The sequence below is a fragment of the Mesorhizobium sp. WSM4871 genome (assembly GCF_055811295.1).
Window position 1 is genome coordinate 186,734 of sequence record NZ_JBVVPU010000002.1, and the last position, 25,401, is coordinate 212,134.

The window sequence follows — 25,401 nt, forward strand, 5'->3', positions numbered from 1 at the left end:
ATAAATCGCTGGCGGCCGGGCGACCTCCCAGGAACCTGATCCGCCCGAGCACGTTGTGGACGGTCACGCCCGGGTATCCATGGAACAACTCCTCGAAGAATTCGGCCATCCGACCTACGTCCCGTTTCCGGTGATCGCGGCGCGGCTGCTGCTGGCGGCGGTCTTCGGCGCCGCGATCGGGTTCGAACGCGAATGGCGCAATCGGCCCGCCGGGCTGCGCACCCACATCCTGGTCTGCGTGGCGGCGGCCACTTTTGGCATACTGACGATCGAAATCGTTCACGCGCCGATGTTCGCGCAGGACTCCGTCAAGGTCGACCCCATCCGCGTCGTCGAAGCGGTCACCGCCGGTGTCGCCTTCCTGGCTGCCGGCTCCATCATGTTTTCGAGAGGCGAGGTCCACGGGCTCACCACTGGCGCCGGCATGTGGCTGGCCGGCGCGATCGGCGTGGCTTGCGGGCTTGGCCTGTGGCAGGTGGCGGCGCTCGGCACGCTGCTGGTGCTTGTCGCGGCGGGTCTTCTCTACAGCTTCGCGGCAAAGACCGGGATCGGCGATGAACAGGAAAGGCCTAAGTCCGACGAGGCCAAGCCGCGCAAGGGCTGACGAGCCTCGGCGGAGCCCCCGCAATCACCCCTTGATGGCCGAGCCGACGATGGAGTCGACGAAGAAGCGCTGCAGGAAGACGAACAGGATGAGCGGCGGCAGCACGGCGAGTGTTGCGCCGGCCATCACCAGGCCTGTGTTGACGGCGCCTCTGTTGTAGCTGAGCAGCCGGCTGAGGCTGATGACGATCGGGTAGTCGTCGGCGTTGCCCTGCAGCACGGTGAGCGGCCACAGATAGCTGTTCCAGTGATAGACGAAGGCGAACAGCGCCAGTGCCGCGATCGCCGGCGCGACGCTTGGCGCGACGATCTTGAACAGGATCAGCAGTTCGGACGCGCCGTCCATGCGCGCGGCGTCGATGAGATCGTCGGGCACGCCCGATATGAACTGGCGCATCAGGAAGATGCCGAAGGCGTTGGCGAGGTTGGGTACGATGATGCCGGCAAGGCTGGCATTGGGCCCGATCGAGCCGACCAAGCGGTAGAGCGGGATCAGCGTCACGATCGGTGGCAGGAACATGGTGGCGATCAGCACGGAAAACAGCAGCGAGCGACCGGGAAAGCTGTATTTGGCGAAGGCGTAGCCGGCCATCATGCTGGTGACGAGAATGCCGGTTGTGGTGATCGAGGCGATGAGCAAGGAGTTCCACATCGAGCGGCCGACATTGATGACGCCGGACACCTTCTCGTAAGCCTCCAGGTTCGGCGCACGCGGTATCCACACTGGCGGCACCTGCATGGTCTCGGCCGGCGTCTTCAGGCTGGAGAGCACCATCCATACCAGCGGGAAGGCGGACGCCACGGCGACCAGCAGCATCAAGATGGCGAGCAGCGCCCGGCGTCCAGACGGGCGCTTGCGTGGCAGCCAGTTCGGCGATCCTGCCGCGCTCATTCGTCGTCCTTCCGGTTGGCGAGGGCGAACAGCGCGCAGACGACGACCACCAGCGACAGCATCAGCATCACCGCCATGGCCGAGCCCAGCCCGCCCTGTGCGCGCTCGATGCCGACGCGGCGGATGTGGAAGGTCAGCACATTGGTCGAGCCGACCGGCCCGCCTTGCGTGATCAGCGCGACCGGCTCGAACACCTGCACCGCGTTGATGATGGCGATGACGGCGCTGAACAAAAGCGTGCGCCGCAACAGCGGCAGCGTGATGAAGCGGAACTGCTCGCGCCGGCTGGCGCCGTCCAGCATCGCCGCCTCGTAGAGGCTGCCCGGGATCTGCGTCAGCCCGGCCACCGCCAGCACGGTGAAATAGCCGACCTGCTGCCAGACATTGAGGAAGACGATCGAGACCAGCGCCGAGCGCGGCGAGGACAGCCATGGCTGCGGGCCGATGCCGATGAGACCAAGCATCTGGTTGAGCGGCCCTTCGCTCGGCGAGTAGAGCTTCGACCAGACCAGCGCCACGGCGATCATCGGCACCATATAGGTGGAGAACAGCACCGTGCGCAGCGCCGTGCCGCCGGCCACGTCGCGCTGATAGACCATCAGGCCGAAAGCGACCGACAGCGGCAGGATCAGGATGACCGAGAGCGCGGTGTAGAGCGCGGTGTTGAGGAGAGCGCCCTTGAAGTCGCGTCCGACCGAGGCCGACCCGAAAATCTCGCGAAAATTGTCGAGACCGATGAAGCTCGCCTCGGCAAAGGGCGTCTGCGTCGACCAGTCCTGGAACGACAGCCAGACGGTGAGCAGCATCGGCAGCAGGATGAAGACGCCGATCAATGTCACGGCGGGCGCCAGCATGATGCCCGCCGAGGCACGATAGGTTTTGGTCATCTGCTCCGTTCCAAAAGCGCGGCGCTTTTGCAAAAAGCGCAGGCTGGCGAACCCACGGCTATTTGGCGGCGCGCTCCAGGATCGAGACGGCGTCGGCCTGCGCATTGGCCTGCGCATCCTTGGCCGAGACCTGCCCGTACTGCAACGCTTCGAGCGTCTGCTGCAGCGATTCGCTGAATTCCTGCCCGCCCGGAACGACGGGAAAGGGCTTGGCGTCGGCCAGCACGCTGACATAGCCGGACAGGAATTGCGAGCCGAGCTTGTCCTCGTGCGCTTCGATGTCGGAGCCGCGCGAGGGCAGGATGCCCATCGACATCAGAATGTCCGACATCGCCGAAGCGCCGTTCTTGCCCGACTTCGGGCTGTTCAGCCAGGCCAGGAATTCCCACGCCGCCTTCTGCTCGGCCGCGCCGGCCTTGGCGTTGACGACGGTCATCCAGGAATAGGAGATCGAATGCGGTTTGTCGCCGCTCGGGCCGACCGGGATCGGTGCTGTGGCAATGTCCGCGAACCTGTCGCCCATGCCGGTCTTCAGCGCGCTTTCCCACCAATTGGCCATGATGATCATGCCGGTCTTGCCGGAAACGAAATTGTCGAGGAACGGCCCGGTGGTGTTGGCGTCCGCGGTCGCCATTGCCGGATCACTGGCGCCGGACTTGATCAGATCCTCATAGAGCTGGAAGGTCTCGCCAGCCTGCGGGCTGTCCAGCACCGGCTTGCCGTCCTTGACCAGCTCGCCGCCATTGGAGACCAGCAGCGAGGCGAAGGGATGGACGACGCCCGCCGCCCAGGAATTGATCATGCCGAAACCCTGTTGTCCGGCGTCCTTGTTGGTCAGCTTTTTGGCGGCGTCCTTGAACTCGCCCCAGGTCTTGGGAGGTGCAGCGATGCCAGCTTGCTTGAACAGCGCCTTGTTGTAGTTCAGCGCGTAGACGTCGATTTCGTTGGGAATGCCATAGAGCGTGCCACCGACCGAGGCGGCACTGACGACGCCCGCCGGCCATGCGCCCTTGACCTCGCCGGCGACAGCTTCAGGCGCCGGCGCGACCAGCTTGTCGCGCGCCAGTTCGGGCAGCCAGAGATCGTAGATGCCGCCGATGGTCGGGCCGTCCGAGCCGCCGCCCTGGGAGCGCAGCGTCGTCAGCAGATCGCCGAAGGGAACGGCGCGGACGGTCACGGCCACGTCCGGATTGGTCTTCGAAAAATCCTTGGCAGCCGCCTCCAGCAAGGCGACCGTCTCCGGCGACCAATGGGTCAGATAGGAGATGGTGACCGATTGCGCCCAGCCGGTGACGGGCATGATGGTCAGCCCCGCGGCCAATGCCAGTTTCGAAATCCAAGTCAGGGACATCCGGATCCTCCGCAAAGGGTATAACGATGCCAATGACGTTATGACAACCTGAAGCAGCGGCGCAAGCACTATCTTTCACGAAAAATTTTCGGACACCCGGCAGCGAGTTCTACCTGACAAAGCGCCGCGATAAATATTTGTTCAATACCAGTTATTTAGATATGCCCAACCGCGTCATCCTCTTCCTGATCTCCTTTTTCAAGGCTCTTGCGGACGAAGCCATGTCGTTATAATGACTTTGCGAATAAGCGAATGACTCTCTTTGCGGCCTGAAGCGCCGTGACACGCCAAGACAGACAAAAATGGGAGACTGGCAATGAGCATGCTTTCAATCCACCGGCGCATGATGTTGGGCCTGATCGGCGGCCTTGCCGCCGCTTGCGCCGGTGCCTTCACCGCCGCCCCGGCCAGAGCCGACGGCCCCGTGACGCTGTGGAGCTGGCGCACCGAGGACGAGGCCGCGATGCGCCGCATCTTCGATGCGTTCGAGGCCAAGAATCCAGGCGTCAAGGTCAACATCCAGTTCACGCCGGATGCCGACTATCAGAACCGGCTGAGCACGGCGCTGCGTGGCGGCCGCGGACCCGATATCGCGCAGCTCAAGGCCTATGGCGAATTGCAGCCCTTCATCGAAGGCGGCTATCTCGACGCGCTCGACGACAGCGTGAGCGAACTGAAGGCCATGCCCGACGCTGCCCTTGGTGGTGCACGCGGCCGCGCCGACGGCAAGATCTATGGCGTGCCCTATTCGGTGCCGATGATGGGTGTCTTCTACAATCAGGAGATCTTTGCCGCGCAAGGCATCGAGGTTCCCAAGACCTACAAGGATTTTGTCGCCGCCTGCGAGAAATTGAAGGCGGCAGGCATCACGCCGATCGCCGCCGGCGGTGCCAACGGCTCCGCCTGGGAGCTGGAGATCGGCGTCGGCGTCGTCGGCCCGACCATCTATGGTCCCGGTTTCTATGACGAGATGATGAGCGGCAAGGCGACCTTCGAGGATCCGCGCTACGTGGCGGCGCTGAAGCGCTTTGCCGAGTTGAAGCCGTACTACTCCGACGGCTTCGCCGGCGTCGACTACACCACGGCGACGCAGCAGTTCATCTCCGGCAAGGCGGCGATGTTCTTCGGCGGCTCGTTCGAGAACGGCAGCTTCAAGGCGCAGAACCCCAAGCTGAAATTCTCGATCTTCCCGTTCCCCGCCGATGATGCCGCGACCAAGCTCTACACCTCGGCCTTCTCGGATGGTTCCTACGGCCTCGTCTCCGAAAGCGCCAACAAGGAAGCCGCGATCAAGGTGCTGAACTTCATGGCTTCGGCCGAATTCGCGCAATTGTTCGCCGATGAACTCGGCTGGCCGCCGGCACGCACCGATGTCACTGTGAAAGACCCGGTGCTGGCCGAGATGATGGCGATGGCGAAGAATTCGACGCCCTATCTGACGCTGGTCGGCTTCCGCTGGCAGACGCCGACGGCCTCCTCGGTGCTGCAGTCCGAGATCATCGACATGGTCGAGGGCAATATCACGCCGGAGAAGCTGGCGGCCGACATGCAAGCCGCCGTCGCCACCTGGTTCAAGCCCAAGCAATAAGACAACGACCGGCATCGAGCAGCGCATGACCGCCCTTCGCCGCATGACCAGCCTCCAGCGCACCCAGCAGCGCACGGCCGTGCTGTTCATCCTGCCGGCGCTGGCCGTCTATGCGCTGTTCGTCCTCTATCCCCTGCTGATGTCGCTGTGGGGCAGCTTCTTCACCTGGAAGGGGCTGCGCATGCAGGAGTTCGCCGGCCTGTCGAACTTTGCGCGCCTCTTCGTCTTCCCGAGCGGCGAGCGCCTTTATGGGGCGCTCTGGCACAACGCGGCGTGGTTTTTCGGCATCATGCTGTTCCAGAACGGTCTCGGCCTGTTGTTCGCCTGGCTGCTGTTCCTGCGCGACAGGGGTGCGGCCTTCTTCCAGTCGGTCTTCTTCTTTCCGGCGGTGCTCAGCCCCGTCATCGTCGGCGCGCTGTGGCGCCTGCTGCTGGCGCCCGGCGGCTTTGTCGAATGGGTGCTGAACGGGCTTGGCCTGCATCAGGGCAGCCTGATCGTGCTCGGCAACAGCCATACGGCGCTGGCGATGCTGATCGCCGTCGACGCCTGGAACTGGATGGGCCTGCCGGTGCTGATCTATACGGCGGGTCTGAGACAAATCTCCGGCCAGATCTTCGAGGCGGCAAGGCTCGATGGCGCCAGCAATACGCGCATGCTGGTCTCGGTCGCGCTGCCGCTGCTGATGCCGGCCATCGGCACGCTGACGACGCTGTCGTTCATCAACACCTTCAACCAGTTCGACATCGTCTATGTGATGCAGGGCGTGCAGGGCAATCCGAGCTATTCGACCGACACGCTGGTGACCTATTTCTACCGGCTCGCCTTCGGCGCCGAGGGCGCGGTCGGCATCACCGACATCGGTCTCGCGCTGGCGCTGGGCACGATGCTGTTCCTGATCCTCAGCATCGGAACGCTCTTGATGCTGCGCTTCTTCGACCGCCGCACGGTGCAGCTATGACTGCGCCCTCCATCACGCCAAAAGCCATCACGCCAAAAGCCATAATGCCAAAGCTGGCGCGGCTGCTCGGCTGGACGGTGTTGGTTTTGTGGACCGCGGCCGTGCTTTTGCCGCTCTATATCCTCGTCGTCTCCTGCTTCAAGACCACCGCCGAGATCTATGACAACAGGCTCGGCCTGCCGCAAAGCTTCGCCTTCGACAATTTCGTCAAGGCATGGACGCGCGCCGATCTCGGCCAGAATTTCATCAACAGCCTGATCGTCACCGGCGGCGCGGTGATCCTGACCATCGTCGTTTCGGCCATGGCCGCCTATCCGCTCAGCCGCTACCGGCTCGGCTGGAACGGCATCATGCTCGGCCTGTTCCTGTCCGGCATCATGCTGCCGATCCGGCTTGCCTCGGTCGAACTGTTCACCCTGATGCGCAATCTCGGCCTGCTCGATTCGCTGACCGGCCTGATCCTCGTCTATTCGGCGATCCGCATCCCCTTCGCCGTTTTCATCTTCGCCAATTTCATGCGCGTGCTGCCCTCCGAGCTCGACGAGGCGGCGCGCATGGACGGCGCAGGCGAGGCGCGCATCCTGTTCCAGATCATCCTGCCGATGGTCAAACCGGCGGTGTCGATCGTCGCCATCTTCACCGCGATCGCCGTGTGGAACGATTTCTTCTTCCCGCTGATCTTCATCTTCGACGATCGCTACAAGACCGTGCCGCTGGCGATCAGCGTGTTCGTCGGCCAGTTCCGCACCGATTGGGGCCTGGTGTTCGCTTCGCTGGCGATCTCCATGGCGCCCATCCTGATCATGTATTGTCTGCTCGCCCGCCAGATTCGCGAAGGCGTCAGCGCCGGGGGAGGCATGAAATGATCGAGGACAAGGTCTACGCCGCACGTTCGATATTGGTGGTGGGGGCGCATGCCTTCGACGCCGAGGTGATCGCCGGGCCGCTGGCGGCGGCGGCCGTGCGCGGCGGCGCCGCTGTCACCTTCCTGCATCTCACCATGGGCGAGCAGGGTCACCCCTGCCTCATCCCGGAGCATTATTGCGTGCAGAAGGAGGCGGAGGCAGCGAAGGCCGCCGCCCAGCTCGGCGTCGGCATGCGAACCTTCAAACTGAACGATGCCTTCCTGCCCGCCGATGACGAAACGGCATTGCGGGTCTGCGACGTCATCCGCGAATTGAAGCCCGAGATCGTCATCACTCACTGGCATGGCAGCTGGCACAAGGACCATCGCGCCGCCGCCCAGCTGACGCAGACCGGCATCTTCTTCGCCGCACTGCCGACGATCGCGCGTAAACATCCGGCCCACACACCGCAACTGCTGCTGTTCGGCGAGAACTGGGAAGATGACGATGGCTTTCGGCCCGAACACCTCATCGACGTCAGCGACGGGTTCGACAGCTGGAGCGAGGCGGTCAAGGAATATGAGCTGGCGCGCGGGCTGAGCAGCTTTCCCTATGTCGACTACTACAGCGCGCTCTACCGGCTGCGCGGCTGCCTGCGCGGCACGCGCCATGCGCAGGGCTTCGCGGCGGCGTCGCATTCGTGGAATGCCGGCAGCGGCCTGTTCGCGCCGCCGGCCGATCGAAAGCGCGGCCGATGACGCGCGTTCTGGCCATCGATCTCGGCGGCACCAATCTGCGCGCCGCGGCGCATTCCGGCGATGTGCGGGCGCTGGAAATGCTGGGCCGCGAAGCCGCGCCCGACAGTCTCGACGCCTTTGTCGCGCGTATCCGCGCGCTCTCGGCCGAGGCCGGCCCGGTCGAGGCGCTCGGGCTCGCCGTACCCGGGCTTGTCGAAGGCTCGGTCTGCCGCTGGATACCGAACCTGCCCTGGCTCGACGGCGTCGACATCGCGAACTTGCTTCCCGAGCTTCGCGTCGCGGTCGGCAATGATGCGCAGATCGCCATGCTGGCGGAAGCCGTCGAAGGCGCGGCCAAAGGCATGTCGGACGCAATCCTGCTGGCGATCGGCACCGGCATCGGCTCGGCGGTGCTGGCCAATGGCCGCATCGTCGCCGGCGCGCATGGCGGCGCCTGCTCGTTTGGCTGGGCTTGCGCCGACATCAAGGATCAAGGCGACGAGCGCAGCGGCTGGCTGGAGCGCGTCGCGTCGGGCCGGGCGCTCGATGCCTTGGCCCACGAGATCGAGCTCTCCGACGGCGGCCAGTTGATCGAGGCCGCACGGGCCGGCGAGCTGGCGGCGCTCACGGTGCTCGAACTGCCGTCGCGACGGCTCGGCGTCGCCTTGGCCGGCGCCGTCGCCCTGCTCGATCCGCAGATGATCCTGATTTCCGGCGGTCTCGCGGATGCCGTGGACGTGATCGGGCCGCCGCTGCTGGCGGCGCTGCGGCGCCAGTTGCCGTCGCATATGCGCGATATCGTCCTGCGGCCCGGCGCGTTCGGCTCCCGCGCCGGCCTCGTCGGAGCGGCACTGGCCGGGCTCGCGGGGCCGCAGTGGAGGCAGATACGATGAGCGAGCCAAGCTTTCAGCAACCCGACCGCAGTCGGCCCGAGCCGCTCTGGTACCAGGTGGAAGAGGCGATCCGCGCCATCGTCAAGAGCGGCGAATGGGCGACGGGCGACCAGATACCGGCGGAAGACCGGCTCTGCGCCCTGTTCGGCGTCAGCCGCATCACGCTGCGCCATGCCTTGCGTAATCTCGAGGAGCACGGGCTGCTGCGGCGCGAGCATGGCCGCGGCACCTTCGTGCGCTCGACCACGCTTGTCGCCGGCACCCGCGAACTGACCAGTTTTACCCAGGAAATGGGCAATATGGGCGTGATCGCCGGATCGCGCCTGCTCGATTGCAGCCTGACATCAGCCAACGCCGCCGCGGCCGGGGCGTTGGAGATCGAGGAAGGCGACCCGGTAGTGCGCATTCGGCGGCTGAGACTCGGCAATAACGAGCCGATCGGCATCCAGACGGCGCAGCTTTCGGCGGTGCGCGTGCCGGGCTTCCTCGATGCCGGCCTGCTGCAGGGCTCGCTCTACGAGGCGCTGGAGCGCCATTACGGCATCGTGCCGGTCGCGGCGCGCGAGAACTATCGCGTCGGCGCCGTCGGGGCAGCGGACGCCGAACTGCTCGACCTCCCTGCCGGCAGCCCCGCCTTCGTGGTCGAGCGCATCACCACCGACGAGCGCGGCCCCTTCGAATTCACCGTCTCCATCATGCGTGGCGACCGCTACGAGATCCGCTCGACGCTGCGCGCCGGCCGGCTCTCCCCAAACACCCGAAGCTGACACATAACAGGAGTACCCAAGTGTCCGATCTCTACATCCCCCGCCTTGCCGCCCTCATCGAACAGGCATCGAAGGCCAATGCCGAAGCCTTTGGCGAGGCTGCGAGCCGCTTTGCCGACACGCTCGAGGGCGGCGGGCTGGTCCATCTCTACGGCTCAGGCCATTCGGTGCTGCCGGTGCAGGAAGTGTTTCCGCGCTATGGCAGCTATGTCGGCTTCAACCCGCTGACCGACCCGCGCGTGATGTGGCACAATGTGCTCGGCGCCGGCGGCGTGCGCGAGCTTCTGTGGCTGGAGCGGACCGAGAAATATGCCGAGAAGTTCCTCGACCACCAGCCGCTCAACAAGGGCGATTCGATCATCATCTTCGGCCATAGCGGCCGCAACTCATCCGGCATCGACACCGCGCTCTATGCCAAGAAGCGCGGCATCTTCGTCGTCGCGGTGACCAGCAAGAACAATCTCGACAAGCCGGCCACGCACTCGTCCGGCAAGCGGCTTGCCGATGCGGCCGATCTCGTCATCGACACCTGCTCGCCGATCGAGGATGCGATCGTGCCGGTCGAAGGCTGGAGCCGGCCGGTTTCGGGATCGTCGACGGTGCTTGCCATGATCCTGGCGCATGAGCTGATCGCCCGCACCGCCGAGGCGCTGTCGAAGCGCGGCATCGAACTGCCGGTCTTCGCCTCGCCGACGATCGCCGGGGTGACGCTGCACGACACCGACGTGATCTATGGCGTCTACCGCGAGCGGATGCTGGAAGCGCAGAAGAAACATCTTCCGGCTTTCCAGGCGACCATGCGCGGCGAGTAGAAAGCCGTGCAAGAAGCGGGCGCGGCACGGAGCACGCGCGCCCGCTGAAACCCGGTCTGTCGGAAGCGGGCGGATGGCACCGCCGTTTAACAATGTAACAATTGTTGTCCACTCGCGCGGCGGTTGCATCGTATAAGGCGGGCTTGAGGACCATCGCATACCGTACCGCGCATGACGGAACCGACACGAACGACAGTACGGCAAAGACTTTTTGCTTTCATGATTGCTGGCCTGGGTGGGCTGGCCGCATCGGCAATCTCGTTTTCGATGACGCTGTACGAGGCTGCCCATCCGCCGCAAGTGCCTGTCATGCAGGCAGGCCAGCAGATCGATACCGGTCGCTGGTTCGTGACATTGCGGACGGCACGCACCGGAACCGTACCGCCGACCGGCGTTCCCCCGTCGCAACCCGTCAAGCTTGTGATGGTGGACATGGATGTGGTGAACCGTTCCGCCACTCCCAACAACGTGCTCTACCGCGTCGTCACGATCAGCGCGCCCACGATCAGCGCTTTGGGGCAAAAGCTCGATCTGCCGACGGCCTATCTCGATCGCGACAAATATCTGGCTGGATATTTCAATCCCAACATGCCGGAACGCCTGACGATGGCCTGGGAGTGGCCGGCCGATGTGCCCGTGCCGGACAAGATTACGGTAACCGTCACCGGCCAGATCTACAAGCGGCGCGACAACCTCTATGGCGCAAGCGGCTGGTACGACCGCGATCCCGTGGTGAGGGTCGATCTGCCGGTGGAGAAGGCGCCATGATGCGCGTGCTGCGCTCAGTGCTGGCGCTGCTGTTTGCCGCCTTCGTGCTCTATGGGATGCAGCATACGCGTCCGCTCTACAGCAAGATCACGTCGCCGATAGCCTACTCGGGCGGCATGAACAAGCGTGTCGAGGCGAGTGCATTCGCGCTTTCGCTGGACAGCGTCAGGGTGGCGCGCGTTCTCAACACCGAAACCTTCGGCAAGTCAAAAACCTATACGAGTTCGGGCGTGTGGGTTGTGGTCGAGGGCGAGGCAGAGGCGAGATTCGAGACCTTGGGCCTGACATCCGGCGAGTGGCTGAGCGGCAGCGGCGTGCGCTACGCGCTGACCGATCGGGTGCCGGCGACGGTCGAGATGATGCCGGGCGATGTCTACCAGCCCGGCCTGCCACGCCGCATCCTGCTGATGTTCGAAATGCCGGAGGATGCCGTCGCCGGCGGGACGGTAGTGGTCGCACGTACAAAATTGCTGCCGCTCGACGATGAGATCCGCATCGCCACGAATGTTTCCGGCAAGGACATCAAGCCGGCGATCACCATCCGCCGCAACGACGAAGGACCGCCATGGACAGTTCTCCCGCAAAGGTGACGCCGACGCGGCGAGGCTATTGGCTGAGCATGGCGGCGCTGGTGGTTGCCGTGCCTGCCGCTCTGGCCGCGCAGACCTGGGGGAGCATCAAGGACTGGCGCGCCCAGCATGTGCGCCAGCCGGTGGCCGCGACCCTGGGGCAACCGGTCGACTATGCCGGTGCAAGCTGGACCGTGACGCGCTTCGCCAGGCTGGTGGGCAGCGGAGGAAACGCCGTCGTCCTGGCCGAATTCGAGGCCGTTGCCGCTGACCCGAAGGCGCTCGGCGCCATTCCGTGCGAGGTGCGGCTTGCCGACAAAAGCGGCCGCGAATGGCAGCCGACCCTGTTTGCCGACCCTGTGCTCAGGCAGCAATATCCGCAGGCCGAGCAGCGGTCGCTGTGCGGCGGCGTCGCGTTCGCCGCGATAGAACCCGGCCAACCGGCACGGATGGTTGCCAGCTTTTCGATCCCGCCCGCGGCGAGCAGTCTTACGTTGTCGATCGCGCTTCGTTCGGCGCTGCCGAATTATCTCAGCGTTGGCGAACCGCGGACCTGACGTCACTCGCTTCTCCCGCCCCACCGACCGCAGTCTCGAGCACGGCTGCAAGCAGGGCGACCCGGACCGCGTCGAGCAAGATGCCTCCGTCGAGCTCGCTTGGGCTGCCGATGAAAAGGCTGATCGTGTCGGCAAAGACCTGCCAGGTTCCAAGATCATGCGCTCCGATCAACCTTGTCAGGCCATACCATATCCAGGCTCCGGCCCATGAGATGGCCTGATAGGCGATGACGAAGGTGACAAGCGTGGCAAGACCGGCACTGAGCGTCAGCTTGAGGCAGGTCCAGACCGGCGCGTAGCGGCTGCGGTAGCCACCGACGAAGTGGGCCGCGAAATCCTTCAGCCACTTGCGCCAGGAGGTTGCGTGCGATGGTGCGGGAGTAGCAGCTGCCGGCGCGGAAAGCTCATAGCCGTTGATGATCGCCGCCATCACCAGCCAGACAATCGGCAGCAATGCGAAGAAGAACAGGTTCTGAAGCTGCTCGCCAAAAGGCAGCGGCCGAAATTCCACGGGAACGAACTCCGCGGCCACGGCCGAAGTTACCGGCGCAAGCAAATCGAGGCCGATCTGCTGCAGCGCGGCACCCGCGCCAAGCCAGCGGATGAGCTCGTCTTTCCAGACGCCGAGCGCGTAGAGACCGATGAAGATCCAGGTTGCGTCGGTCGCCACGATCAGCAGCCGCCAATAGGGATGAGAGGCGCGCGCATTCAATCGCTTGGCGGCAAAACGCACCAGCCAGCATACGACGATCGAAAGTATCACCCCGCTGGACTGAAGGATGGCGAAGATGTCCACGCTCTTGCCCAGGTCGGCCTGGGCCAGCGCCATGCGCGAGTATTCGCGGACCGTATCCCCGAGAAAGCCCCAGGCGGCATAGTAGGCGAAGAACGGCAGGATCGCCGCCGCGGTTATGGCAAGGGCCGGCTCGCGCTTGGTCTCGCTGGCACCCTTGGCCGCTTTTTGTCGCAGGGCCGCCAGCGCCGGCATATGCGGCCGCAGGATCACGAACATCATGACCAGCACCGAGAGCCTGGCGAGAACCACCAGGGACAAGACCACCATTCCACCGAGCGGGAACTGGAGGCCGATGGCCACGGCGCCCTGAAGCAGCAGGTCGTGAGCGATCATGCCGATGCAGCCGATCAGCAAAAGCTGTGGCCAGCACTGGGCGAGCAACCGCACGGTCAGCGCCAGCGGCCGGAGGATGTCGTCAATCGTCGTGGTCATTGCGTCGAGCGGCCTTCCTGCTTCCATCCGGGATTCCGGGCGCTGTCTTTCAGCGGATGTTCGCCGTCATCCCTGCAAATGCTGGAAGCAAGTTCAAACCCCCTGTGCCTGATTTGATTGCCGGTAACGCAAGTTTACCGCATCCGGCCTTGCGGATTTGCCGGCCTTCTTGGGGGAGCGAGGGGCCTCAGGCAGCAAAGGCAGCGGTTGTCCATTCAAATGACCAGGCAGGGCCAGTTCCGTACCATGCCAATTCCGGAGCCCATATTGTGGGAAGGCTCTGTGAAACGCTTCACTGAAGAATTTCGTATAGGATGATTGGACGGCCATGAGGTCTTGTAGGCCCGCAGCATGGGGCATCTGCGGCGACGCATGACCGACTGACGGGCGGGAAACATTTGGCCGGCTGAAGCGTTACTTACCAGGGGCAAATATGGGGCGGGGTTTTACATGGCATCTAAACGCAGCACGACGGATCATTTGTCCGATGATCCGATAATCCGCGGCGATATAGCAAAAAGGGTTTCAACAGCGATCGAGAGCAATGGAATTGCACAATCCGATATGGTGGAAACAGATCGCCCGGAGCTTCGCGTGGAAGCTGTAAAATCTGGATGGTCCCTGGCTTCGTCCGTCAAAGTAAGCGCATTTGTCGGCGTGACCATCCTCTTGGCGCTCGTGGTGCTTGGCATGGCGTTCTACTGAATAAGATCAGCGCCCGGCCGGGCATTCGGCAAGATTCCATAGCGTGGCGCACGCTCAGACCGCAAAGGTGAAAGACTGTTTGGTGGAGCCAATCGGAATCGAACCGACGACCTCTTGAATGCCATTCAAGCGCTCTCCCAACTGAGCTATGGCCCCACTCCCGGCAGTCAACCGGCGCCGTTGCCGGCGAAGAGATCCGGCGCGGGTTCTAAATCCGCGCCGTTAGTGCTGGCGGCTTCTAACCCCGCCTTTCCCGAATATCAAGCCGTCGAGAACCGCTTTTTCGCGACGGCGCAACGAAAGCCGGCGAATGCCGTTCGCACTCGCCCGGCCCCCATATCAAACTTCGTCGTCGTCGTCGCCGACGCCGATCATGTCGGCGACGTCGTCGTCCTCTTCCTCTTCATCGGCAAGGAAAGTGTCATCCTCGTCGTCGCCGAGGTCGACATCGTCCTCGTCATCGCCAAGATCGGGAAGATCGTCGCCGCCCTTGACTTCCTCGTCGGCGTCTTCGAGCGAGACAACCTCGACGCCCTCTTCCTCCTCGGCGTCGACTTCCTTCTCGGCGACTTCCTCTTCCTCCTCGATGGCGGCGGCCTTGCCTTCCTCGAAATAGGAACGAGGATACGTCTTGCCGGTATAGGGCGAGACGATCGGGTCCTTGTTCAGGTCATAGAATTTCCGACCCGTTTCCGGATCTATGCGTTTGGTGCCAAGTTCAGGTTTTGCCACAGCAAGCCTCGTAGATAAAAGGTTGGTCCCCTTAGCGGCAGTTTAAGGCGCTGTCAAAGCCTAAAGCCGGCGTCGCAAAACCCCGCATCGGACGGTCTCGCGCAAGGGGATGACCATTTCGACGCACCATGGTACGAGACCGCCGCAACGAACGAAAAAAGCCGGTTCGCCGGCATTTCATCCAGGGAATACAATGTCGCATTCCGTCGCCGCCAAGCCGGCCACCGCCCGCAAATCTCCAGCCCTGTCCGGCACTGCCCGCGTGCCCGGTGACAAGTCGATCTCGCACCGCTCGTTCATGTTCGGCGGGCTGGCCTCCGGCGAGACCCGCATCACCGGCCTGCTGGAGGGTGAAGACGTGATGCGCACCGGTGCTGCGATGAAGGCGATGGGCGCGCACATCGAGAAACGCGGCGCGGAGTGGGTGATCCGCGGCACCGGCAATGGCGCGCTGTTGCAGCCGGAAGGTCCGCTCGATTTCGGCAATGCCGGCACCGGCTCGCGCCTCACCATGGGACTGGTCGGCACCTATGACATGGAAACGACCTTCATCGGCGACGCGTCCTTGTCCGGCCGGCCGATGGGCCGCGTGCTCGAACCCCTGCGCCAGATGGGCGTGCAGGTGCTGAAGGCAACGCCCGGCGACCGCATGCCGATCACCCTGCAGGGGCCCAAGCACGCCGCGCCCATCACCTACCGGGTGCCGATGGCCTCCGCGCAAGTGAAGTCGGCGGTGCTGCTCGCGGGACTGAACACGCCTGGTGTCACCACCGTCATCGAACCGGTGATGACGCGCGACCATACCGAAAAGATGCTGAAGGGCTTCGGCGCCAACCTGTCGGTCGAGACCGACGAGCGCGGCGTGCGCCACATCTTCATCGAAGGCCAGGGCAAGCTTACCGGGCAGACCATCGCCGTGCCGGGCGACCCTTCCTCGGCCGGTTTCCCGTTGGTAGCCGCACTGATCGTGCCGGGCTCCGACATCACGATCGAGAACGTGTTGATGAACCCGACCCGCACCGGACTTTTGCTAACCTTGCAGGAAATGGGCGGCAAGATCGACATCTTGAACCCGCGCAACGCCGGCGGAGAGGATGTCGCCGATCTGCGCGTGCGCTACTCCGAACTTAGGGGTGTCGCGGTGCCACCGGAGCGGGCGCCATCGATGATCGACGAGTATCCGGTGCTGGCGGTGGCGGCGAGCTTCGCCGAAGGCGAAACGCTGATGCAGGGGCTGGAAGAGCTGCGGGTCAAGGAGTCGGACCGGCTGTCTGCGGTGGCCAATGGGCTGAAGCTCAACGGCGTCGACTGCGCCGAGGGCGAGGCCTCGCTTGCGGTGCATGGCAGGCCTGAGGGCAAGGGCCTCGGCGGACACCCCAATGGCCAGGACACGACGGTGCAGACGCATCTCGACCACCGCATCGCCATGAGTTTTCTGGTCATGGGGCTGGCGACGGAAAAGCCTGTGACCATCGACGATCAGGCGATGATCGCGACGAGTTTTCCGGAGTTCATGGGGCTGATGAAGGGGCTGGGCGCGGAGATCGGGTGACTTGTTGATGAGCCGAACTGGAACGCTGGCGGGACAGCACCCCCCTCTGTCCTGCCGGACATCTCCCCCGCAAGGGGGGAGATTGGCGGCTTTGGCGCTCCGCTCAATTCTGGAGCGTTGGCAATTGGCGAAAGCCGCAGTGACGGCTGATCTCCCCCCTTGCGGGGGAGATGTCCGGCAGGACAGAGGGGGGTGGGAAGGATCGCGCCGCTCGGATTCATCGCGCGTTCCAATTGCGGTGGCCGGCCAATGAGCCCGACCTTCACCATCGCCATCGACGGACCCGCCGGCGCCGGCAAAGGCACGCTCGCCCGGCGGCTCGCCGACCACTACCGGTTGAACCTGCTCGACACCGGCCTGACCTATCGCGCCGTAGCGCATGCGCTGATTCAGCACGCGCTCCCACTCGACAATGTCTCGGCGGCGGAAACTGCCGCGCGGCAGGTCGACCTCAACAAGCTCGACCGCGCCATATTGTCGGCACATGCCGTCGGCGAGGCTGCTTCGAAAGTCGCCGTGTTCCCGACCGTGCGGCGCATCCTGGTGGAAAAGCAGCGTGACTTCGCCAAGGCGCCACCCGGCGCCGTGCTCGATGGCCGCGACATCGGCACGGTCGTCTGCCCCGACGCCGACATCAAGCTCTATGTCACGGCGAGCGCCGAGGTGCGGGCGCAGCGGCGGCTGGCCGAGATCGAGAGCATTGGCGGCACCGCCAATTTCGCCGAGATCCTTGCCGACATCATGCGCCGCGACGAGCGCGACATGGGCCGTGCGGATTCGCCCTTGAAGCCGGCCGCCGACGCGCACTTGCTTGATACGTCCGAAATGGCTATAGAGGCCGCGTTTCTGGCGGCAAGAGCGATCATCGACGACGTTCTCGCCAAAAGAAACAACGCCTGAGCCGGGTTTTCCCGCTGTTGCCGATTGCCGGCAGCGCAAAAGATACCCATATCGGGCACGAACCAGCCTGCCAGCATTCTTCATGCGCCGGAATTGCCGCTCAGGCGGCCAAGGGTTTTTTGGAAAGCCCGGAACGCCGGCAGGCCAACGCAACGCTAACCCACGGCGCCCGCCCCGCTTGAGATGCGAGGCATTCCAGGAGAAAATATGTCAGCTGCAAATCCCACTCGCGATGATTTCGCGAGCCTGCTCGAAGAATCTTTTACCGCCGGCCATTCCGGCGAAGGCCAGGTCGTCAAGGGCACGATCACCGCGATCGAAAAGGACATGGCCATCATCGATGTCGGCCTCAAGGTTGAAGGCCGCGTGCCGCTGAAGGAATTCGGCGTCAAGGGCAAGGACTCCACCCTGAAGGTCGGCGATACGGTCGAAGTCTATGTCGAGCGCATCGAGAACGCGCTTGGCGAAGCGATGCTTTCCCGTGAAAAGGCCCGCCGCGAAGAGAGCTGGGTCCGTCTCGAGGAGAAGTTCACCAAGGGCGAGCGCGTCGAAGGCGTCATCTTCAACCAGGTCAAGGGCGGCTTCACCGTCGACCTCGACGGCGCCGTGGCCTTCCTGCCGCGCAGCCAGGTCGATATCCGCCCGATCCGCGACGTCTCGCCGCTGATGCATAACCCGCAGCCCTTCGAGATCCTGAAGATGGATCGCCGCCGCGGCAACATCGTGGTGTCGCGCCGCACCGTGCTCGAGGAGAGCCGCGCCGAACAGCGTTCGGAAATCGTGCAGAACCTCGAAGAGGGCCAGGTGGTCGAAGGCGTCGTCAAGAACATCACCGATTACGGCGCGTTCGTCGACCTCGGCGGCATCGACGGCCTGCTGCATGTCACCGACATGGCATGGCGCCGCGTCAACCATCCGACCGAAATCCTCAACATCGGTCAGACGGTCAAGGTGCAGATCATCCGCATCAACCAGGAAACACACCGCATCTCGCTCGGCATGAAGCAGCTCGAGAGCGATCCGTGGTCGGAGATCGGCACCAAGTTCCCGATCGGCAAGAAGATCAAGGGCACCGTCACCAACATCACCGACTACGGCGCATTCGTCGAGCTGGAGCCGGGCATCGAAGGTCTCATCCACGTTTCGGAAATGTCGTGGACGAAGAAGAACGTGCATCCCGGCAAGATCCTGTCGACGACGCAGGAAGTCGACGTCGTGGTGCTCGAGGTCGATCCGGCCAAGCGCCGCATCTCGCTCGGCCTCAAGCAGACGCTCGAGAATCCGTGGCAGGCTTTCGCCAGCAGCCATCCGGTCGGCAGCCAGGTCGAGGGCGAGGTCAAGAACAAGACCGAGTTCGGCCTGTTCATCGGCCTCGAAGGCGACGTGGACGGCATGGTGCACCTCTCCGACCTCGACTGGACCCGTCCGGGCGAGCAGGTCATCGAAGAGTACAATCGCGGCGACATGGTCAAGGCGCAGGTGCTCGACGTCGACATCGACAAGGAGCGCATCTCCCTCGGCATCAAGCAGCTGGCCAAGGATACGGTCGGCGAAGCGGCGACTTCAGGCGAACTGCGCAAGAATGCGGTCGTCACCTGCGAAGTCATCGGCGTCAAGGATGGCGGCCTGGAAGTGCGGCTGGTCGACAGCGGCATCGAGACCTTCATCAAGCGCTCCGATTTGAGCCGCGACCGCGACGAGCAGCGCCCCGAGCGCTTCACCATCGGCCAGAAGGTCGACGCCCGCGTCATCGCCTTCGACAAGAAGACCCGCAAGCTGCAGGTCTCGATCAAGGCGCTGGAAATCGCCGAGGAGAAGGAAGCGGTCGCCCAGTACGGCTCGACCGACTCCGGCGCTTCGCTGGGCGACATCCTAGGCGCCGCGCTGAAGAAGCAGGGCAGCTAAGAGCCTTCGCACCAACGAAAAAACAAACCCCGCCGGAGCGATCCGGCGGGGTTTTTGTTTGGCCCGTGCGTAAGCGCTCAGGCCCTGCCGTAAAGCGGCACCAGCGTGCCGCTCATCGCCAGGTTAGCCGGCGAAGCGAGATAGGCGACGGCCTCCGCCGCCGCTTCGAGGCTGACCCATCTGCCGAAATCGGCGTCGGGCATATCAGCCCGGTTGGCCGGCGTGTCGAGGGTCGAGGGGGCAACCGCATTGACCAGTATGCCCTTGCCCTTCAGCTCTTCCGCCATCGCCAGTGTCATCGCCGCGACCGCCGCCTTGCTGGCGGCATAGGCGACCATGCCGGAGCCGCGCCTGGGATCGAGCCCGGCGCGCGCCGTGATGTTGACGATACGGCCGGATGTCTCGGCCGCCAGCATCGAGCGTATCGCGGCGCGGCAGCACAGGAAGGTGGTGCGGGCGTTGGTGTCCATCATTTCGGCGAAGGATGCGGACTCGATCTTTTCCACCGGCGCCGCGGTAAAGCCGCCGGCCAGATGGATGGATGCCCACAAATCCGGAACGCCGTCATAAAACGCATCGACCTTGGCGGGGTCGGCGAGGTCGACATTGTGCGCCAGCTTGACGCGCTCATGTGCCGGGTAGGGAAAATGCCCGGGCGCGGCGGCATGGGCGTTGGGCACATGGCAGATCGCGCCCTCGCCCAGCAGTTTGCCGACGACCGCGCCGCCAAGCGCCCCGGTGCCGCCAGTGACCACAATATGCCTGCCCTCTAGTGTTTCCGTCATCGTCGACCGCTCCAGTGTTCTTATGCTTATGCCGCGCCGGTAGCGAAGGTCGCGCCTTTCGCCCGATCACTCAACTGAAATCTCGACATGGCTGGGTCGCGTCTTTGCATCGCTCGCTGTCTGCCAGCCGGGCTCTTGCCAAGGTAAGGCAGGACGCACGCAGCGTTGTCAAAATTCAATTGACGGTGATTTCGATGACGTATGGCAGTCCGGCCGCCCGCGCGCGCTTGAGCGCGTCCGCCAGATGCCCGATCTCGACGAGCCGTTCGGCGGCGATGCCATAGGCCTCGGCCAGCTTGCAGAAATCCGGCGGCGCGGGCGAGACGCCGATCGGCTCGACGCCGACATCGAGCATCGAGGTTTCGATTTCGCGATAGCCGCGATTGTTCCAGACGACGAAGATCACCGGCGCGGCCGCATCGAGTGCTGCGCCCAGTTCCGGCAAGGTGAACTGGAAGCCGCCATCGCCGGTGAGGCAGACCACCGGCGCGTCGGGCACGGCGAGCGCGGCGCCGATGGCCGCCGGCGGGCCGAAGCCCAGCGCGCCGAAGCCGGTGGCGGCATTGAACCAGCCGCCGGGCCGGTCATGATCGTAATAGAGATTGGCGGCGTAGACCGGCTGCGTCGAATCGCCGACGATGATGGCGCCCGGCAAGGCATCGCGGATCATTTCCACCGCGCGTATCTGGGCGGTGAAGGCCGGGCTGACCTCGGCAAGGGCGGCCTTACGTGTGGCGGCGGCGCGAGCCTGCCCATCGCCCGACGCGGCCGATCCGCCGATCCGGTCGAGCAGGGCCTCGATCGCCTCGGCGCAATCCGCCTGGATAGTAATCATTGCCGGGCGTCGCGCAAGCTGGTCGGCGTCGATATCGATGCGGATCAGGTTGGCCGGAGGGACAAAGCCGCCGTCGCCATAGCCATCATAGTCGGTCGGACCGAATTCGGTGCCGGCGGCGATGACAAGATCCGCCTCGGCGACCAGCGCGCGCACCGCCTTCAGGCTAGGGCTCGCCGGCACGCCAAGGGGATGGCGATACAGCAAGCCACGCGCATTGGTCGTCTGGACAACCGGCGCCCCCAGCTTTTCGGCAAGCCGCTTCAGCGGCGCCTCGGCCTTCCTGGCGCCGCCGCCAGCAAGGATGACAGGGCGGCGGGCGGCGGCGGCAAGTTCCGCCGCCTTGGCAATGGCTGCGCCATCGGGTGCGGGCGGCGCTGTGTTGCTCAGCACGGCGACGAGACTGTCGGCCGGCTTGACCATGATGTCGGTCGGGATCTCTATATGAACCGGGCCGGGACGTGACGACGAAAACAGCGCAAAGGCCCGCGCCAGCACGCCGGGCAGTTCGTCGGCTCCGGTGACACGGTGCGAAAACAGCGCGACCTTTTCCATCATGCCGCGCTGGTCGGGCAATTCGTGCAGATGGCCAAGCCCCTTGCCCAGCGTCGGCGTGGCGTTGACGCCCGATATCACCAGCATCGGCACCGAATCGGCGCGCGCCTGGCCCATGGCGGTAATGGTGTTGGTCAGCCCCGGTCCGGTGATGACGAAGGCGACGCCCGGCCTGCCGCTGGCGCGCGCGTAGCCGTCGGCCATGAAACCGGCACCCTGCTCGTGACGCGGCGTGACGTGACGGATCTTCGACCGGGCCAGGCCGCGATAGAGCTCGACCGTATGCACGCCGGGAATGCCGAAGACGGTGTCGACGCCGTGAGCTTCGAGCAAATTGATGAGCGCTTCGCCGACTGTCGTCATAGCGCGGCCATGTTCCGCGACCCGTATGTCTTACCCACCAAGTGCTCCTGCGATGTCCCCTGCCGCCAATAACCCTACAGCAAGCTGCGATCAATGGTCCAAAAACCATGGTTGACGGAGGCAAGCGGAACGGTCCATCTTGAGATGGGAATTCGGTCCAGTGACGGTTAATGGGTAAAAGATTTCAACTGCGACGGGTCCGGCCGTCCGATGGGGCGCCGGCAAGGTGATGGCGTGGGGCGCAGCACCCGCACTGAAGCATTTGGCGCAAAACGGCGCCGCCGAAGCCATCCATGTCGAGAACCTGCACAAGAAATTCGGCGAACTGCATGTGCTGAAGGGCATTTCGCTGTCGGCGCGCGACGGCGAGGTGATCGCCATCATCGGCGGCTCAGGCTCGGGCAAATCGACGCTGCTGCGCTGCATCAACTGCCTGGAAAACCCGACCAGCGGCATCATCCGCGTCAATGGCGAGGAGATCAAGCTGAAGGCCGACAGCCATGGCCACACGGTTCCGGCCGACCGCAAGCAGATCGAACGCATCCGCTCCAAGCTCGGCATGGTCTTCCAGAATTTCAATCTGTGGAGCCACATGACGCTGATCGAGAACGTCATCGAGGTTCCGGTGCATGTGCTCGGCGTCAAGCGCGAGGTGGCGATCGCCGAGGCCGAAAAGCTGCTCGCCCGCGTCGGGCTCGCCGAAAAACGCGATGTCTATCCAGCCTATCTGTCCGGCGGCCAGCAGCAACGCGCGGCGATCGCCCGGGCGCTGGCCATCAACCCGCGCGTCATGCTGTTCGACGAGCCGACCTCGGCGCTCGATCCGGAATTGGTCGGCGAGGTGCTGAAAGTGATCGGCGATCTGGCGCGCGAGGGCCGCACCATGGTGCTGGTCACCCACGAAATGAAGTTTGCCCGCGAGGTCGCGACGCATGTCGTCTACCTCTACAACGGGCTGGTCGAGGAAGAGGGCCCGCCGGAGCAGATCTTCGGCGCGCCCAAATCCGAAAGGCTCAAGCAGTTCATCCGCAACATCGGCTAGATCGAAGCGGACGAAAACCGGGAACAACAACAAACTGGGAGTTATCTGACATGAAAACCGTTCTCAAAACATTTGCCGCAGCGCTGCTGCTCGGCGTCGCCGCGATGGGCGTGGCCAAGGCCGATCCGGTCAAGATCGGCGTCGCCGCCGAACCGTATCCACCCTTCGCCTCGCCGGACGCCTCGGGCAAGTGGGTCGGCTGGGAGATCGAATTCATCGACGCCGTCTGCGCCGAGGAGAAACTCGACTGCGTCATCACCCCCGTCGCCTGGGACGGCATCATCCCGGCGCTGACGACCAAAAAGATCGATGTCATCGCCGGCTCGATGTCGATCACCGCCGAGCGCGAGAAGACGATCGCCTTCTCGGACAAATATTACAACACCCCGACCGGCATCATCGGGCCGAAGGACCAGAAGTTCGGCGCCACGCCAGATGACCTCAAGGGCAAGGTCATCGGCGTGCAGGTGTCGACCGTGCATGCCGTCTATGCCAAGAAACACTTCACCGGGGCCGCTGAAATCAAGGAATACCAGACGCAGGACGAAGCCAACCAGGATCTCGCCGCCGGCCGCGTCGACGCGGTGCAGGCCGACGCGATCGCGCTTGGCGAGTTTCTGAAATCCGACCAGGGCAAGGCGTGCTGCGACATGAAGGGCAACGTGGCCCCGGACCTCGAAGTTCTCGGGCCTGGCGTCGGCGCCGGCCTCCGCAAGGAAGACACCGAGTTGAAGGACAAGATCAACGCCGGCATCAAGGCAATCCGCGCCAACGGCAAATATGCCGAGATCACCAAGAAATACTTCGACTTCGACGTCTATGGCGACGACCCGCAGTCGAACTGACGGCCGGTACCCATAAGCAACCGACCATGCGGCGCGGACAGCGCGCCGCGTGGTCGCCTGAACTCATCCACGCACACTCTGCAACTTTTTGCTTCGCCGACCTTCGGTTCGGGATCATGCTCTAGCAATTCGGGGGCGACGCCAATCGACGCGGCCAGTATCTTCGAGCTTCTCTCGCCCACGCCGCCAGGCTGGGGCGGAACGCTTTTGGTCGGTCTGCTGCACACGATCGAGATCGCGATCGGCGCCACCTGCCTCGGGCTGCTGATCGGCATCGGCGGCGCCTATGGCAAGCTCTATGGCGGTCCGGTGGTGCGCGATCTGCTGGCGGTCTATACGACGGTGGTGCGCGCCGTGCCGGAACTGGTGCTGATCCTGCTGCTCTATTACGCCGGCACCGACCTGATCAACCAGGTGCTGGCGGGGCTCGGCTATCAGCGCATCGACATCAGCGGGCTGGCGGCCGGCATCGCCGTGCTCGGCTTCGTCCAGGGCGCCTATTCGACCGAGGTGATACGCGGCGCGATCCTTGCCATTCCGCAGGGCCAGATCGAGGCCGCAAGGGCCTACGGCATGTCGCCCGGCCTGCTGCTGCGGCGCATAACGCTGCCGGCGATGCTGCCCTTCGCGATCCCCGGCCTTGCCAATCTCTGGCTCATCGCCACCAAGGACACCGCGCTGCTGGCGGTCGTCGGCTTCTACGAGCTGATCCTGGCCACGCGGCAAGCGGCTGGCGTGACCAAGGCCTATCTCACGTTCTACCTGGCGGCGGGCGCGATCTACCTTCTGGTGACGCTGGTCTCCAACCTGATCATTGGCCGTATCGAAGCCAGGGCCCGGCGCGGCATGCCTTCGCTCAAGGAGGCGCGCTGATGGCTGGTGAAGCGACCATCATCAACGCTGCCGCGCGAACGTCGTTGTGGCTGCAGCCGCATCGCATCGTGCTGATCCTGATCGCGCTCGGACTGGTTCTGGCGGCTGCCTTCTTCATGCGCTGGGACTGGCTGCCGCAATATTACGCAGCAGGACTGCTCGGCATCTGGCGCGCGCTGTGGATCCTCGCCGTCACGTGCGTGCTGGGCTTCCTGCTCGCCGTGCCGCTCGGGCTGGCGCAGGCCGCCGGTCCCTTCTGGTTCGCGGCACCCGCCAAGGTCTTCTGCACCATCATCAGGGGGACGCCGCTGCTCCTTCAGCTCTGGCTGCTCTATTACGGGCTGGGCTCGCTGTTTCCGCAGTATCCCTGGATACGCGAATCCTGGATGTGGCCGTATCTGCGGCAGGCATGGCCCTACGGTGTGCTGGCGCTGACCTTGTCCTTCGCCGGCTACGAGGGGGAGGTGATGCGCGGCGCGTTTGCCGGCGTGCCCAAAGGGCAGATCGAGGCCGCCCGCGCCTTCGGCATGAGCCGCTGGAAAGCCTTCCGGCGCATCTGGCTGCCGCAAGCCTTCTACCGGGCGCTGCCGACGCTGACCGGCGAAACGGTGCTGCAGTTGAAATCGACGCCGCTGGTGGCGACCATCAGCGTGATCGACATATTTGCCGTCTCCTCGAAGGTGCGGCAGGACACCTACCTGACCTACGAACCCTTGCTGCTGCTGGCGTTGATCTATATGGCGATCACCGGCATCCTGGTCTTTGCCTTCGGCAGGATCGAAGCGCGGATTCCGAACAAAATCGGGTAGGATTTAGTGAGTAGTCAGTAGTGAGTAGTGCGCAGGCAGTCGCTC

Annotated in this window: 26 protein-coding genes and 1 tRNA gene; 19 read left to right on the top strand and 8 right to left on the bottom strand. The window is 64.2% G+C overall.

Going from position 1 to position 25,401, the window contains the following annotated elements; translation table 11 throughout:
* The first annotated feature begins 79 nt into the window (after window positions 1-79).
* On the top strand, window positions 80-604 hold the full coding sequence (locus tag AC0L2H_RS04295) for an MgtC/SapB family protein (RefSeq protein ID WP_473589041.1): 525 nt from the start codon (window positions 80-82) through the stop codon (window positions 602-604).
* Between the two features lie 24 nt (window positions 605-628).
* On the opposite strand, the gene AC0L2H_RS04300 is transcribed toward AC0L2H_RS04295, so the two are convergent.
* From AC0L2H_RS04300 to AC0L2H_RS04310, 3 genes are read right to left on the bottom strand one after another with little or no spacing between them, the layout of a single operon-like run.
* Window positions 629-1,495, bottom strand: coding sequence for a carbohydrate ABC transporter permease (locus AC0L2H_RS04300; RefSeq protein ID WP_473589042.1), 867 nt, complete (start codon window positions 1,493-1,495; stop codon window positions 629-631).
* Complete coding sequence (locus tag AC0L2H_RS04305; RefSeq protein WP_473589043.1) at window positions 1,492-2,382, bottom strand: carbohydrate ABC transporter permease; 891 nt, start codon at window positions 2,380-2,382, stop codon at window positions 1,492-1,494. Before AC0L2H_RS04305 ends, AC0L2H_RS04300 begins: the two co-directional genes overlap by 4 nt.
* Before the next feature lie 58 nt (window positions 2,383-2,440).
* Window positions 2,441-3,733 (bottom strand): ABC transporter substrate-binding protein, encoded by a 1,293-nt coding sequence (locus tag AC0L2H_RS04310; RefSeq protein ID WP_473589044.1) that lies wholly within the window; start codon window positions 3,731-3,733, stop codon window positions 2,441-2,443.
* 316 nt (window positions 3,734-4,049) lie between these two features.
* Here AC0L2H_RS04310 and AC0L2H_RS04315 point away from each other — a divergent pair, with 316 nt between their 5' ends.
* The 10 genes from AC0L2H_RS04315 to AC0L2H_RS04360 all read left to right on the top strand — a co-directional run bounded on the left by AC0L2H_RS04315 (window position 4,050) and on the right by AC0L2H_RS04360 (window position 12,227).
* On the top strand, window positions 4,050-5,321 hold the full coding sequence (locus tag AC0L2H_RS04315) for an extracellular solute-binding protein (RefSeq protein ID WP_473589045.1): 1,272 nt from the start codon (window positions 4,050-4,052) through the stop codon (window positions 5,319-5,321).
* 25 nt (window positions 5,322-5,346) lie between these two features.
* Entirely contained in the window at window positions 5,347-6,279 is a 933-nt protein-coding gene (locus AC0L2H_RS04320) for a carbohydrate ABC transporter permease (protein ID WP_473589046.1), read from the top strand.
* A complete protein-coding gene (locus tag AC0L2H_RS04325) occupies window positions 6,276-7,145 on the top strand; it encodes a carbohydrate ABC transporter permease (RefSeq protein WP_473589047.1) in 870 nt (289 codons plus the stop codon). The genes AC0L2H_RS04320 and AC0L2H_RS04325 overlap by 4 nt, the downstream gene beginning before the upstream one ends.
* Window positions 7,142-7,882 (top strand): PIG-L deacetylase family protein, encoded by a 741-nt coding sequence (locus tag AC0L2H_RS04330; protein ID WP_473589048.1) that lies wholly within the window; start codon window positions 7,142-7,144, stop codon window positions 7,880-7,882. The genes AC0L2H_RS04325 and AC0L2H_RS04330 overlap by 4 nt, the downstream gene beginning before the upstream one ends.
* A complete protein-coding gene (locus AC0L2H_RS04335) occupies window positions 7,879-8,754 on the top strand; it encodes an ROK family protein (protein ID WP_473589049.1) in 876 nt (291 codons plus the stop codon). Before AC0L2H_RS04330 ends, AC0L2H_RS04335 begins: the two co-directional genes overlap by 4 nt.
* The gene (locus AC0L2H_RS04340; RefSeq protein ID WP_473589050.1) at window positions 8,751-9,521 is read left to right on the top strand and encodes a GntR family transcriptional regulator; all 771 of its coding nucleotides are present in this window, start codon (window positions 8,751-8,753) and stop codon (window positions 9,519-9,521) included. Before AC0L2H_RS04335 ends, AC0L2H_RS04340 begins: the two co-directional genes overlap by 4 nt.
* Before the next feature lie 20 nt (window positions 9,522-9,541).
* Window positions 9,542-10,333 (top strand): sugar isomerase domain-containing protein, encoded by a 792-nt coding sequence (locus AC0L2H_RS04345; RefSeq protein ID WP_473589051.1) that lies wholly within the window; start codon window positions 9,542-9,544, stop codon window positions 10,331-10,333.
* A 219-nt stretch (window positions 10,334-10,552) separates the two neighbouring features.
* A complete protein-coding gene (locus AC0L2H_RS04350) occupies window positions 10,553-11,101 on the top strand; it encodes a hypothetical protein (protein ID WP_473589052.1) in 549 nt (182 codons plus the stop codon).
* Window positions 11,098-11,691 carry a hypothetical protein gene (locus AC0L2H_RS04355; RefSeq protein WP_473589053.1) on the top strand — a complete coding sequence of 198 codons (594 nt, stop codon included), beginning with the start codon at window positions 11,098-11,100 and terminating at the stop codon, window positions 11,689-11,691. Before AC0L2H_RS04350 ends, AC0L2H_RS04355 begins: the two co-directional genes overlap by 4 nt.
* Entirely contained in the window at window positions 11,667-12,227 is a 561-nt protein-coding gene (locus tag AC0L2H_RS04360; protein ID WP_473589054.1) for a hypothetical protein, read from the top strand. The genes AC0L2H_RS04355 and AC0L2H_RS04360 overlap by 25 nt, the downstream gene beginning before the upstream one ends.
* Here the strand turns inward: AC0L2H_RS04360 and AC0L2H_RS04365 are convergent.
* Window positions 12,202-13,455 carry a hypothetical protein gene (locus AC0L2H_RS04365; protein WP_473589055.1) on the bottom strand — a complete coding sequence of 418 codons (1,254 nt, stop codon included), beginning with the start codon at window positions 13,453-13,455 and terminating at the stop codon, window positions 12,202-12,204. The two genes, AC0L2H_RS04360 and AC0L2H_RS04365, sit on opposite strands and share 26 nt — an antisense overlap.
* A 450-nt stretch (window positions 13,456-13,905) precedes the next feature.
* Here AC0L2H_RS04365 and AC0L2H_RS04370 point away from each other — a divergent pair, with 450 nt between their 5' ends.
* Window positions 13,906-14,160 carry a hypothetical protein gene (locus AC0L2H_RS04370; RefSeq protein ID WP_473589056.1) on the top strand — a complete coding sequence of 85 codons (255 nt, stop codon included), beginning with the start codon at window positions 13,906-13,908 and terminating at the stop codon, window positions 14,158-14,160.
* A gap of 80 nt (window positions 14,161-14,240) precedes the next feature.
* Here the strand turns inward: AC0L2H_RS04370 and AC0L2H_RS04375 are convergent.
* A tRNA-Ala gene (locus AC0L2H_RS04375) sits at window positions 14,241-14,316 on the bottom strand.
* 183 nt (window positions 14,317-14,499) lie between these two features.
* Window positions 14,500-14,892: a TIGR02300 family protein gene (locus AC0L2H_RS04380; protein WP_473589057.1), complete on the bottom strand. Its 393-nt coding sequence runs from the start codon at window positions 14,890-14,892 to the stop codon at window positions 14,500-14,502.
* 193 nt (window positions 14,893-15,085) lie between these two features.
* On the opposite strand from AC0L2H_RS04380, the gene aroA reads away from it, so the two are divergent.
* The 3 genes from aroA to rpsA all read left to right on the top strand — a co-directional run bounded on the left by aroA (window position 15,086) and on the right by rpsA (window position 19,249).
* A complete protein-coding gene (gene aroA, locus AC0L2H_RS04385; RefSeq protein ID WP_473589058.1) occupies window positions 15,086-16,444 on the top strand; it encodes a 3-phosphoshikimate 1-carboxyvinyltransferase in 1,359 nt (452 codons plus the stop codon).
* A gap of 249 nt (window positions 16,445-16,693) precedes the next feature.
* Entirely contained in the window at window positions 16,694-17,344 is a 651-nt protein-coding gene (cmk, locus tag AC0L2H_RS04390) for a (d)CMP kinase (protein ID WP_473589059.1), read from the top strand.
* A 207-nt stretch (window positions 17,345-17,551) separates the two neighbouring features.
* On the top strand, window positions 17,552-19,249 hold the full coding sequence (rpsA, locus tag AC0L2H_RS04395) for a 30S ribosomal protein S1 (protein WP_097576628.1): 1,698 nt from the start codon (window positions 17,552-17,554) through the stop codon (window positions 19,247-19,249).
* 77 nt (window positions 19,250-19,326) lie between these two features.
* Here rpsA and AC0L2H_RS04400 read toward each other — a convergent pair whose 3' ends face one another.
* Window positions 19,327-20,034 (bottom strand): SDR family NAD(P)-dependent oxidoreductase, encoded by a 708-nt coding sequence (locus AC0L2H_RS04400; RefSeq protein ID WP_107649167.1) that lies wholly within the window; start codon window positions 20,032-20,034, stop codon window positions 19,327-19,329.
* Between the two features lie 175 nt (window positions 20,035-20,209).
* Complete coding sequence (locus tag AC0L2H_RS04405; protein WP_473589060.1) at window positions 20,210-21,787, bottom strand: 5-guanidino-2-oxopentanoate decarboxylase; 1,578 nt, start codon at window positions 21,785-21,787, stop codon at window positions 20,210-20,212.
* Window positions 21,788-22,016: 229 nt separating this feature from the next.
* Between AC0L2H_RS04405 and AC0L2H_RS04410 the strand changes: the two genes are divergently transcribed.
* The 4 genes from AC0L2H_RS04410 to AC0L2H_RS04425 all read left to right on the top strand — a co-directional run bounded on the left by AC0L2H_RS04410 (window position 22,017) and on the right by AC0L2H_RS04425 (window position 25,356).
* Window positions 22,017-22,829: an ABC transporter ATP-binding protein gene (locus AC0L2H_RS04410; RefSeq protein WP_473589061.1), complete on the top strand. Its 813-nt coding sequence runs from the start codon at window positions 22,017-22,019 to the stop codon at window positions 22,827-22,829.
* A 50-nt stretch (window positions 22,830-22,879) separates the two neighbouring features.
* On the top strand, window positions 22,880-23,674 hold the full coding sequence (locus AC0L2H_RS04415) for a transporter substrate-binding domain-containing protein (RefSeq protein WP_473589062.1): 795 nt from the start codon (window positions 22,880-22,882) through the stop codon (window positions 23,672-23,674).
* A 207-nt stretch (window positions 23,675-23,881) separates the two neighbouring features.
* Entirely contained in the window at window positions 23,882-24,547 is a 666-nt protein-coding gene (locus AC0L2H_RS04420) for an ABC transporter permease (RefSeq protein WP_473589063.1), read from the top strand.
* Window positions 24,547-25,356: an ABC transporter permease gene (locus AC0L2H_RS04425; protein WP_473589064.1), complete on the top strand. Its 810-nt coding sequence runs from the start codon at window positions 24,547-24,549 to the stop codon at window positions 25,354-25,356. Before AC0L2H_RS04420 ends, AC0L2H_RS04425 begins: the two co-directional genes overlap by 1 nt.
* Window positions 25,357-25,401 lie beyond the last annotated feature (45 nt).